Origin of the sequence: Candidatus Oscillochloris fontis (assembly GCF_004138135.1) — a bacterium.
Taxonomy (GTDB): Bacteria; Chloroflexota; Chloroflexia; order Chloroflexales; family Chloroflexaceae; genus Oscillochloris; species Oscillochloris fontis.
Window position 1 is genome coordinate 37,789 of the sequence record NZ_RYFD01000024.1, and the last position, 15,994, is coordinate 53,782.

18 protein-coding genes are annotated in these 15,994 nt (G+C 58.3%); 11 read left to right on the forward strand and 7 right to left on the reverse strand.

Going from position 1 to position 15,994, the window contains the following annotated elements; all coding sequences use genetic code 11:
- The first annotated feature begins 320 nt into the window (after positions 1 to 320).
- The 5 genes from EKD03_RS10540 to EKD03_RS10560 all read left to right on the forward strand — a co-directional run bounded on the left by EKD03_RS10540 (position 321) and on the right by EKD03_RS10560 (position 5,118).
- Positions 321 to 1,649, forward strand: a complete 1,329-nt coding sequence (locus EKD03_RS10540) for an acetyl ornithine aminotransferase family protein (protein ID WP_129630352.1) — start codon at positions 321 to 323, stop codon at positions 1,647 to 1,649.
- Positions 1,650 to 1,747: 98 nt separating this feature from the next.
- Positions 1,748 to 2,446 carry a class I SAM-dependent methyltransferase gene (locus EKD03_RS10545; RefSeq protein WP_129630354.1) on the forward strand — a complete coding sequence of 233 codons (699 nt, stop codon included), beginning with the start codon at positions 1,748 to 1,750 and terminating at the stop codon, positions 2,444 to 2,446.
- 5 nt (positions 2,447 to 2,451) lie between these two features.
- Positions 2,452 to 3,924 carry a serine/threonine protein kinase gene (locus EKD03_RS10550; RefSeq protein WP_129630356.1) on the forward strand — a complete coding sequence of 491 codons (1,473 nt, stop codon included), beginning with the start codon at positions 2,452 to 2,454 and terminating at the stop codon, positions 3,922 to 3,924.
- A gap of 17 nt (positions 3,925 to 3,941) precedes the next feature.
- Positions 3,942 to 4,553, forward strand: a complete 612-nt coding sequence (locus tag EKD03_RS10555) for a GNAT family N-acetyltransferase (RefSeq protein WP_129630358.1) — start codon at positions 3,942 to 3,944, stop codon at positions 4,551 to 4,553.
- A gap of 19 nt (positions 4,554 to 4,572) precedes the next feature.
- Entirely contained in the window at positions 4,573 to 5,118 is a 546-nt protein-coding gene (locus EKD03_RS10560; protein WP_129630360.1) for a nucleotidyltransferase family protein, read from the forward strand.
- A 58-nt stretch (positions 5,119 to 5,176) separates the two neighbouring features.
- Here EKD03_RS10560 and rpsR read toward each other — a convergent pair whose 3' ends face one another.
- Positions 5,177 to 5,449 (reverse strand): 30S ribosomal protein S18, encoded by a 273-nt coding sequence (gene rpsR / locus EKD03_RS10565; protein WP_129630362.1) that lies wholly within the window; start codon positions 5,447 to 5,449, stop codon positions 5,177 to 5,179.
- Between the two features lie 242 nt (positions 5,450 to 5,691).
- Complete coding sequence (gene gatA, locus EKD03_RS10570) at positions 5,692 to 7,149, reverse strand: Asp-tRNA(Asn)/Glu-tRNA(Gln) amidotransferase subunit GatA (RefSeq protein ID WP_129630364.1); 1,458 nt, start codon at positions 7,147 to 7,149, stop codon at positions 5,692 to 5,694.
- A 289-nt stretch (positions 7,150 to 7,438) separates the two neighbouring features.
- On the opposite strand from gatA, the gene EKD03_RS10575 reads away from it, so the two are divergent.
- Genes EKD03_RS10575 through EKD03_RS10590 form a run of 4 tightly spaced genes read left to right on the forward strand, consistent with a single transcriptional unit; the run spans position 7,439 to position 9,470 of the window.
- Positions 7,439 to 7,726 carry a type II toxin-antitoxin system Phd/YefM family antitoxin gene (locus EKD03_RS10575; RefSeq protein WP_129630366.1) on the forward strand — a complete coding sequence of 96 codons (288 nt, stop codon included), beginning with the start codon at positions 7,439 to 7,441 and terminating at the stop codon, positions 7,724 to 7,726.
- Positions 7,713 to 8,006, forward strand: coding sequence for a Txe/YoeB family addiction module toxin (locus EKD03_RS10580; RefSeq protein ID WP_129630368.1), 294 nt, complete (start codon positions 7,713 to 7,715; stop codon positions 8,004 to 8,006). Before EKD03_RS10575 ends, EKD03_RS10580 begins: the two co-directional genes overlap by 14 nt.
- Positions 8,007 to 8,020: 14 nt before the next feature.
- Complete coding sequence (locus EKD03_RS10585) at positions 8,021 to 8,530, forward strand: hypothetical protein (protein ID WP_129630370.1); 510 nt, start codon at positions 8,021 to 8,023, stop codon at positions 8,528 to 8,530.
- Positions 8,531 to 8,588: 58 nt separating this feature from the next.
- Positions 8,589 to 9,470, forward strand: coding sequence for a DUF1350 family protein (locus tag EKD03_RS10590; RefSeq protein ID WP_129630372.1), 882 nt, complete (start codon positions 8,589 to 8,591; stop codon positions 9,468 to 9,470).
- Here the strand turns inward: EKD03_RS10590 and EKD03_RS10595 are convergent.
- Positions 9,465 to 9,767 (reverse strand): DUF952 domain-containing protein, encoded by a 303-nt coding sequence (locus EKD03_RS10595; protein WP_129630374.1) that lies wholly within the window; start codon positions 9,765 to 9,767, stop codon positions 9,465 to 9,467. The two genes, EKD03_RS10590 and EKD03_RS10595, sit on opposite strands and share 6 nt — an antisense overlap.
- Positions 9,768 to 9,836: 69 nt before the next feature.
- Between EKD03_RS10595 and EKD03_RS10600 the strand changes: the two genes are divergently transcribed.
- Positions 9,837 to 11,138, forward strand: a complete 1,302-nt coding sequence (locus EKD03_RS10600; RefSeq protein WP_129630376.1) for a DUF58 domain-containing protein — start codon at positions 9,837 to 9,839, stop codon at positions 11,136 to 11,138.
- A gap of 52 nt (positions 11,139 to 11,190) precedes the next feature.
- Positions 11,191 to 12,525, forward strand: coding sequence for a BCD family MFS transporter (locus EKD03_RS10605; protein WP_129630378.1), 1,335 nt, complete (start codon positions 11,191 to 11,193; stop codon positions 12,523 to 12,525).
- Positions 12,526 to 12,566: 41 nt separating this feature from the next.
- Here the strand turns inward: EKD03_RS10605 and murI are convergent, their stop codons facing one another.
- From murI to EKD03_RS10625, 4 genes are all read right to left on the reverse strand, one after another.
- Positions 12,567 to 13,337 carry a glutamate racemase gene (gene murI, locus EKD03_RS10610; protein WP_129630380.1) on the reverse strand — a complete coding sequence of 257 codons (771 nt, stop codon included), beginning with the start codon at positions 13,335 to 13,337 and terminating at the stop codon, positions 12,567 to 12,569.
- Positions 13,338 to 13,387: 50 nt separating this feature from the next.
- A complete protein-coding gene (locus tag EKD03_RS10615) occupies positions 13,388 to 14,119 on the reverse strand; it encodes a gamma-glutamyl-gamma-aminobutyrate hydrolase family protein (protein ID WP_129630382.1) in 732 nt (243 codons plus the stop codon).
- 90 nt (positions 14,120 to 14,209) lie between these two features.
- Positions 14,210 to 14,659 carry a hypothetical protein gene (locus EKD03_RS10620; protein WP_129630384.1) on the reverse strand — a complete coding sequence of 150 codons (450 nt, stop codon included), beginning with the start codon at positions 14,657 to 14,659 and terminating at the stop codon, positions 14,210 to 14,212.
- Positions 14,656 to 15,969, reverse strand: coding sequence for an AAA family ATPase (locus EKD03_RS10625; protein WP_129630386.1), 1,314 nt, complete (start codon positions 15,967 to 15,969; stop codon positions 14,656 to 14,658). The genes EKD03_RS10620 and EKD03_RS10625 overlap by 4 nt, the downstream gene beginning before the upstream one ends.
- Positions 15,970 to 15,994 lie beyond the last annotated feature (25 nt).

The following is a 15,994-nucleotide window of genomic DNA, read 5'->3' on the forward strand; positions in this document are numbered from 1 at the left end:
GCTGAAAGCGGGGTGATACAAAGCATAGAGAGATTTGTTGGGGCGTAGCCCCAAACCCCAATTTTTAAGGAGGGCATAGCCCTCGGTGGTACACCATATCAACCGCAGAGGACACAGAGGTACGCAGAGGGATGGGTTTCACGCTACCTATAATTCTTCCTCTGCGTTCCTCTGCGTCCTCTGCGGTCAAAAAACAGGGCGCAAGAGGACGCTTAACCGAACACCTATGCGGCTTGCCGCCCCCGAACCTCCAAAAACTTGCGCATCCATACCTGCGTGGGCTACAATCGAGACTGGTACCGCACACGGCGAAAGGATCTATGATGACCAATACTCCCCACACATTCCCAGACACCTTGCCGGGCCAGCACGCCAGTGCCCTGGTAGCGCGTGACAATCAGGTCATGGTGCCGATGGGCCGGGTCTACCCGTTGGTGATTGATCACGCTCAAGGCTGCGAGGTCTGGGATGTGGATGGCAACCGCTTCCTGGATGCCACCGCCGGGATCGCCGTACTCGCCGCTGGCCACTGCCACCCGCGCTTGATTGCGGTGGCGCAGCAGCAACTCACCCGCTTTACGCACATGGCGGGCACCGACTTCTATAATGAGCCGATGATCCGCGCCGCTGAGAAGCTGGCCGCCCTGATGCCCCAGGGGCCAGCATGGCGGGTCTTCTTCACCAATAGTGGCACCGAGGCTATCGAGGCGAGTATCAAACTGGCCCGTTATGCGACTGGTCGCCAGAATATTATCGCCTTCTACAGCGCGTTTCATGGCCGCAGCTATGGCAGCCTCTCACTCACCGCCTCGAAGCCCCGCCAGCGGCGCGGCTTCTTCCCGCTGCTGCCCGGCACCTTCCACGCCTTCTACGCCAACCCGCAGCGCCCCCCGCTCAAGAGTGATCCGGCTAAAGTGACCGAGACGTGCCTCAGTTTTATTGAACAGACGCTCTTCCAGACCACCTGCCCGCCCGATTCGGTGGCCGCGATTGTGGTCGAGCCGATCCAGGGCGAGGGCGGCTATGTCGTTCCAGCCCCTGGCTTTCTAGCGGGCTTGCGCCAGATCTGCGACCAACATGGCATCATGCTGATTGCCGACGAGGTGCAGAGCGGGGTGGGCCGCACCGGCAAGATGTGGGGGGTTGAGCATGAAGGTGTCGTGCCGGACATTATCGCCTCGGCGAAGGGGCTGGGCGGCGGTTTGCCGCTAGGTGCGATGATCGCCCGCAGTGAGGTTGCGATGCAGTGGCAGCCCGGTTCACATGGCAACACCTACGGCGGCAACGGGCTTACCTGCGCAGTGGCGCACGAGTTGCTCACCATGGTTGAAGAGGAGTTGATGGACAACGCGGCCCATGTCGGGGCGCACCTGATGGCGCGGCTTCAGGAGGTGGCCAGCCACTTCCCACAGATCAGCGTGGTGCGCGGGCGCGGCCTGATGATCGGAGCCGAGTTTGTTGATCCGGCCAGCGGCAACCCGAATGGGAAGCTCGCCGATGCGGTGATGGAGATGTGTTTCCGCAAGGGGTTGCTGGTGCTCACCTGTGGGGCCTCGACCATCCGGTTCTGCCCGCCGCTCACCATGAGTATGGCCGAGGCGGATGAGGTGGCCGAGCGCTTTGCGGTGGCAGTGCGGAACATCCTGTAGGGGCGAAGCATCGCCCCAGTGCGCACTGGGAATTTCATCTGTCGTTGGAGGGGCGATGCTTCGCCCCTACTCGACCCCAACATGCTATAATCAGCCGTATGGGTGTGATCTGGTTGTTGGCTGGATTAGGGGTGCTGTGGCTCCTCTATTGGATCATCATTATTGGTGAAGGTACCTACCTGGGGCCATGGGCGGTACGGCTGGTCTATCGTTGGGGGGCGCGGCACTATGATGCGATCCGCACCGCCACCCATACCCAGGATGAACATCTGTTGTTGCCGCTGTTGCGTGCAGCACTAGAAGGACGTAGCGCCCCGCAGGTTCTCGACGTTGCCACTGGTACCGGGCGTGTGCCGCTCCTACTCGCGTCTGATCGTGGGTTTACCGGCAACATCATTGGGCTCGATCTCACCGCACAGATGCTCGATCTGGCCCACCAGAAACAGGCCCAGATGTGTCCAGCGGCAGCAATCCACTGGCAACAAGGTGAAGCGACCCACCTCGCGTGGCCCGATAATCAGTTCGATCTGGTGTGTTGTTTAGAAGCACTCGAATACTTCCCCCAGCCGCGCCAAGCACTGGCCGAAATGGTACGCGTGTTGCGGCCAGGCGGGAGTCTCATCATCAGCAAGTGGACCGATGGTTGGGCACGATTGTTGCCCGGTCGGGCGTTGAATCAGAAGGCCATGTACCAACAACTCGACAACCTGGGCCTGGAATCAATCCGGATTACTCCCTGGCAAAGCGGAGCCTATGAACTGGTGCGGGCGATCAAAGACCCGCATGCAGCAGAATAAACCCAATGGCAGACGCAACCCCCACATCTAGCCCGCTGCTCTTCGGACGCTACCGCGTGCGTGAGCAGGTGGGTGAAACCCGGCTCACAGTGGTCTACGCGGCAACCGATGAACGCCTGAGTCGGCAGGTTCTGCTACACCTGCTACGCAAGGAGTTGGCTGGCCAGGAGCGCCCGCGTGAGCGCTTTCTGAGCGAGATCAGCCAGAGTGCGCGCCGTTCACACCAAGCGCTCCTGGAGGTTTTTGATAGTGGTGAAGGCGCTAACCGCCCCTATATGATCAGCGAATATGTGAGCGGGCGGCCCTTGCGTGGGTTGGGCGTGCTGACGGTCGAGCAGGCACTGCTCTACATGCGCCAGATCGCCGGGGCGATTGCGGCCTGTCAGGCCCAGGCTGATGCCAGCCAACCGCAAGGGTTCTACCACCCGCCGATCAGCAGCAGCAATATTCTGCTAGTGGATGAAGGCCGGGTGAAGTTGGTGGAGAGTTGGCTGCTGCCCAGTAGCGAGATCCTGGCCGACCAAGCCGCTTACCGTGCGCCAGAACTGAGCGAAGGCCAACCGGCCAGCCAGGCCAGCGCGGTCTATAGTATGGGGCTGTTGCTCTACGAGTTGCTCACCGGGAGCCGCGCAGTAAGTGGCAGTGATGCGCGTGAGATCGCCCTGGCCCACCTCAGCCTGCACCTGCCCCCGCTCAGCCATGCGCGACCGAGCCTCTACCTGCCCAAGGCCGAGGAGTTGCTGGCCCGCGCCACCACCCGCATCCCCGATCAGCGCTATCGCAACGCAACCGAATTTGCTGCCGCGCTCGATGGACTATGGCGCGATCTAGGGGCCAGTACCCAGCGCTTGGTTGCACCGAATGCCCAACCAGCCAGCCCCGCAGCGCCGGTGCAACGCATTGCCACCGCCCCCTTGCGCCTGCCCGATGCAGTGGCACCCATCATCAAGCCGCGCATGCAGGCCATCCGCAGCGGGATCACCAACCTGAACCTGGGGGCCAGCATGCGGCGTGGCCCCAGCGTTGCAACTGCCGGGGTACGCCAACAGAGCCTCGTGCGTAGTATGATGGGATGGATCGTCATGCTGAGCCTCTTGCTCGTCGTGGGAATTGGTAGTTACATCGGCGTGAACGCCCTGATCAATCAGATGAACGGCATCTCACGGCCCAACCTGCCGAGCATGCCGGGGCTACCCAGCGCCGACACCAACCAAGGGCCATTGAGTTGGTTCGGCCAGTTTATCCAGCGCGACGAGATCTATATCGTCAATCTGGCCGAGGGGCTAAATATGCGTAGTGAACCCAACGTTCATGATGCGGGCAATATTGTCATCGTGGTTCCAAACGGTACCCCCGTGACCAAACTGGAGGGGCCATTGATGCAGGATAACATCCCTTGGCTACGCGGCTCAACCGAAGTCGCTGGTCAGCGCTATGAAGGCTGGATGTCGCTCAACTATCTGCGTCTGGAGCCATAAACGCTACGGAGGGTGGCGTGACCAAAGAGGATATTTCCAACCATGTTATCTATGCCGAGCGGGTGCGGTTGCGCCCCTGGCAACGACGAGACACATTGGCACAGGAGCTATGGCCACGGTATACGGAACCATTCAGTTCGCTCTGGAATATCGCTCGGAGCAACTACAGTGACTCTCAGCGGCGGCAGAGTTGGAGTACGCAACGCTACGCATGGGCGATTGAGGATGGGTATCAACGCCTCATCGGGCGCATTTCGCTACGCGAGATTGACCTGCACGAATCCAGTGCCCGCCTCGGCATCTCGCTCTCACCCCATTATGTCAGCCAGGGCTATGGTACCGAGGCTCTCGCAGCCTTCCTTGATGCCTTCTTTGGGCCGTTGGACTATCAGGCGCTACACCTTGATGTCGCCGCGTTCAATATTCGCGCTGTACGTTGCTACGAACGCCTCGGATTCAAATATGTCTTCAGTGAATGGCGCGGTACAGGCCGTGACGCCAGTCTGCGCCTCCTCGATGATCCGCGCTACCAGGGGTATCAAGCCTACTTTCGGCGCGGACGCTATGAAACGACGGTTGAATTTTACGAGATGACCCTGGAGCGGGACACATGGTACGCCCGCCCATAACGGCTGTAAGGAGCGTTCAATGTCACTCATCGCCGGAAACCTCGCCGTTGTGCAGCGCCTGTTGGACAGCAAAGAGATGGTATGGGGAGTGTTTGCCGGAGCCGCCGCGCACCTCTACGGCAACCGCCGCCCGATTCAGGATGTGGATATTGTGATCATGCCGGGCCAAATGTCGGCTGTGGTGCAACTCTTCCAGAGTAGTGGCAAGGCGGTACAGTTCGATGGCCAACGCATCATCTGGCGAGGCATCAAGATCTTCGATGATCTCTCGCTACGCCGCGAGGGGGTACACCATCCGCTAAACCTTGACGCGCCCATGCAGGCTCGGATGCGCAAGATGTCACTGCTGGGAGCGCCGGTACCGGTAGTCGCCCCCGAAGATGTGGTGGTTCACAAACTATTACTGGATCGCGGCAGCACCTTCGGCAAGTTTGATGTGGTTGATGTGGAGGGTATTCTGCGCCGCCAGACCTTGGATGTGGAGTATGTGCGTGAGCGAATGCGGTTGATGCAGGCCGAGGAGCGCTTGATCGGGCGGTTGCGAGAATTGGGAGTGGCGATCTAAAAAACGCGGCGGCAACGGGTATCACATACCCATCGCCGCCGCGATTCTTGAGCAGAGCCTATCCGCGAGTATGCGAAGGAGCCGCTGGCAACAGGGCGAGATGGCGCGCGCGCTTGATCGCAATCGAGAGGCGGCGCTGCATCTTAGCGGTAACACCTGTGCGGCGGCGGGGCAGAATCTTGCCCTGGGCGGTGACATACTTCTGAAGGCGCTTGATGTCCTTGTAGTCGGGAAGGATACCAAGCTTGGTGAACTCACACTCACGGCGGCGACCACGTGGGCGGTTGCCACCAGCGCCACCGGCGAACCGGGTTCGATTATTGCGCTCCACAGAGACTCCTTTTATACCGACGGGCGCGGCAGCCCGCCAAAAATGGCACACATTGGCGTATAGTATACCATAGGTTTGCGGTTGTTTTGGCGGGGGTTCGGGGGCGGCTTCGCCGCCCCCGAAGATCTTTATTTATTGTTTTTTGGCGGCTTCGCCGCCAAAAAACAATAAAAATTGGAGTTTGGGGTGTAGCCCCAAGGACTTTGCACATGCCCGCCTCCCCACCGGAGGTGGATAAAAGCCTACCCAAGGGTAGGCCGCCGGGTATGCCAATCGGTCGTGCGCTGGTAGGCATCACCGGCACGCAGCAGCGTGGCCTCATCGAAGGGTCGCCCGATGAGTTGCAGGCCCACCGGCAGATTCTCACTGAACCCGCACGGCACTACCAACCCCGGCACACCAGCGAGGTTGATCGGCAGTGTACAGACATCGCTCAAGTACATCGCCAGCGGGTCGTCGGTCTTTTGGCCAATGGGGAAAGCGATGGTGGGCGAGGTCGGTGCGGCGAGCATATCCACCTGGGTGAAGGCTTGCTCGAAGTCACGCTTGATCAGCGTGCGCACCTGCTGTGCGCGCTTGTAGTAGGCATCGTAATACCCGGCGGAGAGGGCATACGTGCCGAGCATAATGCGGCGGCGCACCTCAGCCCCGAAGCGGTGGCCACGAGTCAGTTCGATCTGATCCCACATACTCTCGCCGGCTTCACGCGGGCCATAGCGCACCCCATCGAAGCGCGCCAGATTGGCGCTGGCCTCAGCCGGAGCGATGATATAGTAGGTGGGTAGCGCGTACTTGGTGTAGGGCAACGAGACGGGAATGATCTGCGCACCGAGGTCGCGGAGTACCTCGATAGCAGTGCGGGTAGCCTGCTCAACCCCCGGCTCCATACCTTCAACAAAATATTCGCTGGGCACCCCCACCCGCAAGCCACGCAGATCGCCACTGAGGGCGGCGCTATAATCGGGGACGGGCAGGTCGGCGCTGGTACCATCACGCGGATCGTGACCGGCGAGAGCTTGGAGCATGAGCGCCAAATCGGCGGCTGTCCAGGCCATGGGGCCGATCTGATCAAGCGAGGAGCCATAGGCGATCAGGCCATAGCGACTGACACGCCCGTAGGTGGGCTTGAGGCCACTGATACCGCAGAGAGCAGCGGGTTGGCGAATCGAACCGCCGGTATCGGTGCCGAGCGTGCCGAGCGCCTGACCAGCGGCCACGGCTGCGGCGCTGCCCCCGCTACTGCCACCGGGCACGCGGGAGAGATCCCAGGGGTTACTGGTCGTCTGATAGGCGCTGGCCTCGGTACTCGAACCCATTGCAAACTCATCACAGTTGAGTTTACCGAGCATCAGCGCACCGGAAGCATTGAGGCGCTCGATCACCGTCGCGTTGTAGGGCGGCACGAAATCTTCGAGGATACGCGAACCACAGGTGGTACGTACCCCCTCGGTGCAGATAACGTCCTTAATCGCCAGCGGAATACCATGGAGTGGGCCATTGTCCGCAGCGCCACGGGTTGCATCGGCGGCACGCGCCTGAGCCAGCGCCGTCTCGGCGGTAACAGTGAGGAACGCCTTGACACTCGGCTCGGTATGTTCGATACGAGCCAGCAGAGCCTCGGTAAGCGCGAGTGAAGTCAAATCGCCCGCATCAAGCGCAGCGCGGGCGCTGGTAATCGTCAGAGAGCTAAGGTCGGTCATGCAGATTCTCCCGGCGGGGTACGCCCGCAGACGCGGGCACAAGCGGTTCTATTGTACCAAAAAACCGCCGCTCCTGAGATATGGCTAGAGGACGTAATTGTTCACGATTGGGGTAAAGAAACCCCCTTATCGCCAGGTTCCCCGATCATCCCGTAGGAGCGAAGCATCGCCCTCCATAGAGCAGGGGAACTCAAACGAGTTTGGAGGGCGATGCTTCGCCCCTACTTGATTTCTTGTCAACAAACATGTACAGTGAGGCTGTACACTTCAGAGACCAGTGGAATGGGATATGACTATTCAAACAACCTACACCCAAGCTCGATCACAGCTTGCCGCATTGCTTGAGCAGGTAACCAACGACCGCGAGATCGTCATCATCCAGCGTCGTGGAGGTGAGGATGTGGCGCTGATTGCCGCCGATGAATTAGTCGGCTTGCTCGAAACCGTTCATCTCCTACGCTCGCCAGCCAACGCCGAACGGCTTTTGAACACCCTAGGGCGGGTTCGTCAGCGGGTTGGCGCTCCCCAGTCAATCGAACAACTACGGCACGAGGTTCAAATTGATGCCGACGCCTGATCCACATCCTACACCACCAATTCAACGCGATGCGGTCTTTCAGTCTGAATTTCGCGAGGACTTACGGTATTGGGTTGAGACAGATCGGCGCACTGCGCTCAAGATATTTACCCTGATTGAAGCGATTCTGCGTGACCCGTTCACTGGGGTTGGCAAACCTGAACCACTGAAATATCTGGGTACAGGAGTCTGGTCACGCCGCATCACCCAGGAGCATCGGCTGGTATATGTCGTCAGCAATACCCGGATTGACTTTGTGCAGGCTCGCTATCACTACTAGAGGGAGGAGTCTCTATGTCTACCCAGGAAGCCATAGATTATGCTTATAGTGTAGCAGCGGCCGGTGCAGGCGCATCGTGTATCGTGAAGTTTTCCAATCCACTTCCGATCTCAGATATTCTTTCGCAAGTCTTGACGATGAAAGTAATATCTGACAATATCGCATCAATCTATGGCTTCAAGTCGGTTCCGGGATTAACGGGATTTACAATGAAGCTCATTGGTGCAGGGGGTGGTGTGAAATTGGCGAGCGAAGTGATGATGCCGATCCCCATCATCGGGCTAGGTGCAAGCACTGTTGCTGCGTTTTGCATCCAGATGGCAGCAAGTATCGCATTCATCATCATATTCGAGTTACGAAAAAAAGGCACCCTGCCGAATGATTATCTGAAACGGGCAAGCCCGATGGAGATCGCGTACCTCATCCGCCTCGCGGTTGAAGCTGGCGGGGAGATTGCGCTGGGGAAAGATCAGGTTGAGGCCATCAGCGCGGCGGTAGCGAAGTTTGAAGATGCGGTTGTGTAGTGTGATCAGAGCCTACCCATGACACGTATCGGGCGTACTTGTTTTCAAAGGAGATTTCATGCGCTACACGGCAATCGCGCATAGTCTGGTGGCCCGCCACCCCAACCCAGTGGGGGTCGTGGAGTTCTATGGTGGTCAGTTCTTTGGCCAGTTCCCGGCCACGAGTTATGATGCCTTACTGGAGCGGGTCTTTACGGCGGGGTATACGATTATCGCTGTGCCGTATGCCTTCAGTTTTGATCATATCAGTGTAGCCGAGGATCTCCTAGTTGAACGCGATCTGGTTCGTCAGCAACTCCCCGAACTGGATGGGGTGCCCCATTTTTGGGTTGGTCATAGCCTAGGGTGTAAGTATATTGCGCTACTCGAAGCCTATACCGATGTGGCGAGTGGCCTCTTCCTTCCGCCCCAGCGCAATCCGGCCCAAGCCCGACGCGGTATCATTGATGAACCCTCGATCCTGATGGCACCCGATATTGGCGATACCGCTTCGGCATTGCCCGTGCCATGGCTCGGCCATCTGCTCGACTCGCTCGGTCTGGGGGTGCGCCCGACCCGTGCCGAGACCCAGCGTTTGATTGTTGAGGATGATCTCTTCAATCTGACTGGGCTGATCTCCTTCTGTGATGATACGGTGGCTGGTCATGCAGGTGGTGATCCCGCAGAGAGTGATGTAGCCTGGTTGATCAGTGTCCTCGACGGGCAACATGGGCATAAGCTCATCCACCGCGAGTTGCCGGGGGCACATATGGTTCCGGTAGGAGTACGCCTCGCCGATATTGTGGTACGGGTTGATCCCACATTGGAGATTGGGCCAGCCGAGCCACCTTCGGAACTCGAACGTGCGGTGGTGGAGATGCTGAACGCACTCGACCAGCGCCGCCAGCGGGTGATTGCGCAGCGTAAAGCGGGGAGGAATCGGGCACATTCGGGATCATGATCCGACCTGAAGTGGATGCGCGGCAATCACTGCATCCAGATCGAGTGGGCCGTAGAGGTGCGGGAAGAGTATTCCCGGTTCGCCCTCTTCGTAGCGTAGCTCTACGCTAAGCCGGGCCGGATCAATCTGCAACAGAACCAGATCGTCGCGCCCGGCAAAGAAGCGAGCGGCGGTACCTTCAACCTGTTCTTGCGTTGAACAGTGGATGAAACCCTCCTGGTGGAGGCTATCGGTGATGTAGATGCCGGTCGCCAGTGAGACGTCCCAGTCGGCGCGGGTGGCGATATGGTAGATCATGGGGTATCCTCCTTCTTTTTGATGCGAAGGCGCGAAGATGACACATGATAAAGTATCATCGCTGATCGTATGCTACGTCCACTGATTGTCCTCATTCTGAGTGGGGCGAGTTTCCTGGCTGCGCAGGGCACCGGGTTGCGCATCTTCTTCCACCTGAGCTATGTGCTGCTAGGCTTACTTGGGCTATCAATTGTGTGGGCTTGGCTCAATCTGCGCGGGCTGAGTGTGGAGCGAGAACCGCTGACCCTGCGGGCGCATGTGGGTGAGTTTGCCCGCGAGCGGATCACGATTCGGAACCGCTGGTGGTTGCCCAAGCTCTGGATCGAGTTGCTCGATCAGTCGGAGTTGCCCCAGCATGGCGTCGGTTTCGTCACCTCGTTGGGGATTGGCCAGCAGGGGCGCTGGATTGCGCGCACCCTGTGTACGCTGCGCGGGCGCTACCGGCTTGGCCCAGCCACCCTGGTGAGTGGCGATCCGTTTGGGATTGTGCGGATGACCCGTCAGGTTGCCACCAGCAATGAGATCCTGGTCTACCCGCAGATGGTGGATCTGCCGGGGTTCCAGTTACCGAGTGCCGATCTGCCGGGTGGGCAGGCGACGCGGGCACGCACGTTTCATGTGACGCCCAACGTCTCTACGGTACGCGAATATGTGCCGGGTGACAGCTTCAACCGTATTCATTGGCGCAGTACGGCGCGTACCGGCCAGTTGATGGTGAAGGAATTTGAGCTTGATCCCTCGGCGGATGTCTATATTGTGCTGGATATGCAGGAGCGCACGGTGGTGCGCGACATGCGGGCGCGGCGGCAGCGTGGGGGAGGCGATGTGCGCAATCAGGCACCCTGGTGGCGGCGTAGCCCCAGCGAGCAGCCCGGTGCGCCGATTGTGGCGGCGAGCAGCGAGGAGTATGCGGTGATGACGGCGGCTTCGCTGGCGCGGACGCTGTTGGCGCAGAACCGCATCGTGGGCATGATCGCCTGGGGCCAACACCGCGAGATCATCCCGGCTGAGCGGGAGTCGCGCCAACTCTTTAAGATTCTCGAAGCCCTGGCGGTACTACGTGCCCACGGCTCACAGAGTCTGGCCGAGGTCTTGATTGCGGAAAGCCAACGCTTTGGGCGTAATTCGACCCTGTTGATCATCACCTCGGCGCTTGATGAGCGCTGGGTTGTCGCACTTCAGCAACACCTGATGCGCGGGGTACGGGCAGCGGTGATCTTTGTGGACCCGCAAAGCTTTGGGGGCATGCAAGACGTTAACCCCATCTTGCGGCGGGTAGCCGAACTGAACCTCCCGCTCTACCGGGTGCGCCAGGGCGAGTCGTTGGCGCTGGCGTTGGGAATGCCACTACAACCTGAGAGTGTGCGATAGCTGGTATAATTCCCTCCATTCCGCAGACAATGCTTCATATGGAGAGCGAGTTATGGCGACGCAACCGGAACGCCTGAAGATGGGGCGTACCCTGAAGATCGGTTCGTTTCATATTGGTTCGGCCTTCACCGACATTCTGCTCTCGGCGGTTTGGAACCGCATCCTGATCAGTAATCTCGGCCTACCGGCTGGGCCGGTGGCGATTCTGGCGGCACTGCGCTACCTGTTGGCCCCGCTGAGCATCTGGGCCGGGGATCGCTCGGACAGAAAGCCGATCTTTGGCAAGTATCGCCTGCCCTATATCTGGGGTGGCCGGGCAATGATGGCGTTAGGGTTGCTGCTCATTCCGCCCTCGACGCTCTTGCTGGCTGAAGATCCGAGTTCGATCATGGGTTGGGGGTTAGCGACGCTCTGTTTTGTGGTGTGTGGGGCGGGGACGCTGATTTCGGGCAGCCCCTTCTTGGCCCTGTTGCGCGACAGTGCGCCAGTGAGTAAGCGCGGACAGGCGCTGAGTATCGCCCAGATCATGCTGCTCTTCGCCTTTTCGATGGCTCCGGCACTCTATGGGCTGTTGATGAAGAACTATGACCAAGCCAGTCTGTGGCGAGCGGTGCTGATCGGCGTGGGCTTGGCGGTACCCTTCTGGTTCTTCTCGCTGCTGGGTGAAGATCGCTACACCCCGGAGGCTAATCCACAAGAAGAACAACCCTCGTCGCGGGTTGTTCTGGGGATGATCTGGGCCGATCCGCGTGCGCGCGCCTTCTTTGTCTTCCTCTCACTCGGAATGATCAGCGTCTTTGCCCAAGACGCGATACTTGAGCCATTCGGCGGCGATGTCTTTGGGCTGGATGTGGGAGCCACCACCCGCTGGAACGCCTTCTGGGGCTTGGCGGTGCTGGTCTCGATGGTTGGCGGCACGATTATTACCCGTAAACATGCCCCCCACGAGCAGGTGGGAACAACCCTGATTGGGTTAGGGGCGACGATGGTCGCGATGGTGTTGTTGGGGGTGGTGGCGATCTTCAAGATCCAGGCGGCAATGATACCGACCCTGATCATCTTTGGCTTGGGCTTTGGTATCCAGACGGTCGGCACGATCAGCCTGCTGATGGCGATGACCTCGGATCGTCACGCGGGAGCCTATCTCGGCTTCTGGTCGCTGGCGCAACTCGTCTTCCGTGGGGTGGGTATGGGCTTAGGTGGGATTATCCGCGACATGGTGTTGGCAGCCACCAACTCGCACACCATCGCCTACGGCAGCGTCTTTTTACTCGAAGCGGTGGGGTTGGTGGGCTGCATCATGCTGCTCATGCGGATTGACGTGGTTGGGTTTGCACGCGGGGCGTTGCCGAGCACCCATGATCGTATCGCGGCCTTGGCGGATTAGGGATGTAGCGTAGAGACGCAATATCTTGCGTCTCTATATTTTTATATCTCCGCCTTGATCAGCGGCACCTCTTCGCCCCAGACGCGCACCAAGGGCGGCCCGACCGTCTCAGGGTCCCCGGTAGTGGCGAAGCGGAGCGTACCACCATCGGGGTCTATCGCGTAGACCTCGACAATGCGGGAGACCTGTTCAGCCACGGCGGAGCCAGTATCAATGATCTCGATCTCTGGCCCGGCAAGTTCGGCAATCAGCGGGCGGAGGAAGGGAAAGTGGGTACAGCCGAGCACCACCGCGTCCACGCCCTGGGAGCGGAGTGGTTCGAGGTAGCCCGTGAGGGCAGCGCGCACATCGGGGCCATTCAGATCACCTGCCTCGACATAGCCCACCAAGTCGGGGCTGGGCATGGTGAAGATTTGTGCCCGCGAGGCAAAGCGGCGCACGAGGTTCATGAAGCGCTCGCCATGCAAAGTTCCACTGGTCGCCAAGACCCCTACCCGCCCGTTGCGGCTAGCGGTAATCGCCGGTTTGAGACCTGGCTCCAAGCCGATCACCGGCACCGGCAACTCGGCCCGTAACTGATCGGCTGCGGCGGAGGTGGCCGTATTACAGGCGATGACAACCAGATCAGCCCCTTGCTGAACCAGCCAATTGGCACATGCCTGTGCCCGCACGCGCACCTCGGCAGCCGGACGTGGCCCATACGGGCAGTAGGCACTATCTGCGAGGTAGAGAAGATCGTGATCAGGAAGACGCTCACGGATCGCCCGCAGCACCGAAAGGCCGCCGAGGCCCGAATCGAAGACGCCGATCATCGTTGATCCTTATGTAGTGGAAGATCGAACGTATCTCACCATCCACCTTGTTATGTGCGCTGACACGCCGCCACAAAACCGGCAAAGAGTTGGCGCCAACGCGGCTCTGCATTGGCCCAGAGGTGTTCGGGGTGGCACTGCACCGCAACCACAAACTGCTCGCCGGTACCTTCGACTGCCTCGATCACGCCATCGTGAGCGTGGCCAACAACTCGTAAACCGAGGGCAACATCCTTGATTGCCTGGTGGTGCATGGTGTTCGCCATCACCTCCTCGACACCGAGGTGTTGCGCGAGCCAACTGCCAGGACTCAGGCTGATGCTGTGGGTGAGAATATCATACTGGTGCAGTTTGATATTCACCCGGTGATCGAAGGCATTTTCGTACTGTGCGCCGAGATCTTGGTAGAGCGAGCCGCCAAAGGCGACATTGATCACCTGAATACCGCGACAGATACCAAGTAGTGGTTTCTGATCCTCGCGAGACCAGCGGGCCAGTGCGATCTCGACGACATCGCGCTGAGGATCGACCGCACCCAGATCGGGGTGGGGTTCTTCGTGGTAACGCGCCGGGTCAACGTCATCGCCGCCGGGGAGCAAGATACCATCACAGCAACGATAGAGGCCGCGAACAACTTCAAGGTCATCGCTAAGCGGGATGAGTACGGGCACCCCACCGGCAGCTTCGAGGGCGTGCAGGTAGGCTGGGCGAACGGCCATCAGCGCCGATCCGCGCTCATCCTGGCTATTCATGCAGGAGATACCAATCAGGGGTCGAGACATAGGATGGTAATCCAAAGTACGATTGTCGTAGGGAGATTATAGCATAGAGCAGACTCGTAGCGTGTCTACACAGAGGGACTCTTACATGTTCTATATGCGGTCGTATGCTGCCAGATGGTTATCAATTGACCAAATAAATACTCGGCGTGATCGATGAAGTAAGCACTGATGCTCAAATTCCTTAATGATCAAGAGATCGCCAATCCCAACACCTTGCATTGCGTAATTCGGAAAGGTATTGAGGTAGTCATGCATCTGCTGAAGATCAAGCACAGGCGTGGGTATCCAGGGTGCAGTGCCATCAAGCGCCTGCTGTACTTGTGTGACAAACCGTTGCGCAACTGCGCGTCGCATGCCTCCATCACCTTGTTGGGCAATATGATTACCAGTCTCGATAATCGCTGTCACTGGTAAGAGCAGAGTCATTTGAGACTGAATATACTGCCTGAGTTGTGCTAATACAGCATCACGTTGTTGATTACGATTAGGTACATCTAGTACGTTACAAAAAATGCTAGTATCTACCAAGCAGATACTCATGTCTCATTCTTTCTAGAATCAAGGGTATCTAGCCATGCGAAATTACGAGCGAGACGCTCTTCGGCTGTCTGCCGACTCTTGAGGAAGTGATCGAGTGTTCCCCGTGTTACAAGATCACCAAGTGAACCCTGTGCGATCAACGCGGGGTAGGTCGTAAGATCTTCGAGCCGAGTTAGGCGACTATCTCCCTCATCAGGATCACGATAAGAACAGACAACATTGGGAATGGCGTCAAGAGGGAGTGCGTCGAGAAGGGCAGGATTATGTGTGGTCAACAATATATTGAGTCGTCGTTCATGCGCAACGTGCTGGATATGTTCAAGAAGCATTTGGGCACGACTTGGATGTACCCCATTGTCAATCTCTTCGATCACAACGAGCGAACCTTCGGGCGCAGAGAGTAACGCAGCAGCAATGGCGAGTACACGCAACGTTCCATCAGAAAGCAGTGGTGCATCACGAACTTCCTGATGCCCGCCGAAGGTCTCGGTAAGTTGTACCATGACCTCATTGCGGGAAGTCTCGATAAAGGTAATTGCACGAATATCCTGCTCCGGTAATGCCCGAATGAAATCAAGTATCTGGTCGTGGCAATGATGTCGGTGTACAAGATCATAGAGGACGCTAGAGACATTAGAGCCATCATCGTTCAGGCGTATATCAACGATAAAACTGTAACCGCGCATGCGACGTGGATGCGGATCGAGAAAGAGAATTTGTTCGAGTAGCGTTTGGTAGGTCTTGGTTATGCTAGGAATGAGTTGTTGAGCCTGGATGTGTTCGCTACCGAAACGTGCCGGGGTAATCAATTGGGTAAAGACTGCCTGTTGGTCGGTTGCGACGATGCGCGGTTTCTTTCCTCCGCGTGCGAAGTTGTTATAGGAGACTTGAAGGTCGTGGCTATACAGATCAGTTGTGGGTTCAACTCGATAGAGTGGAAAGCGATCTTGAGAACTAGCAATTTGTTCGGCATGGATGCGCATATCCATCTCACCTATCGCGATGCTGAGTTCAAGGGTGTCCCATTCAGCAACAAGAGGAGTAGACACCGTGCAACCCAAGGTGAAGCTAGAGGATTCCTGATAGCTCAGATTCTGTATCCCTCCGCGAATAGCATAATCCTCGCTCTGAACACTCTTCAGAATCTCGCTGAGCCGTCGTCCCTGGGCTAACCATGCAAGGAAGCGTAGCCCCTCAATCGCGTTGCTCTTGCCCGATGCGTTGGCACCGATCAGCAGGGTTAGTGGAGCAAGGGGCAGCGTTGCATTGCGGTAGCTTTTAAAGTTCCCAAGATGAAATGATTCAATCATAGGTACACCTTACTCAGATCTGCGC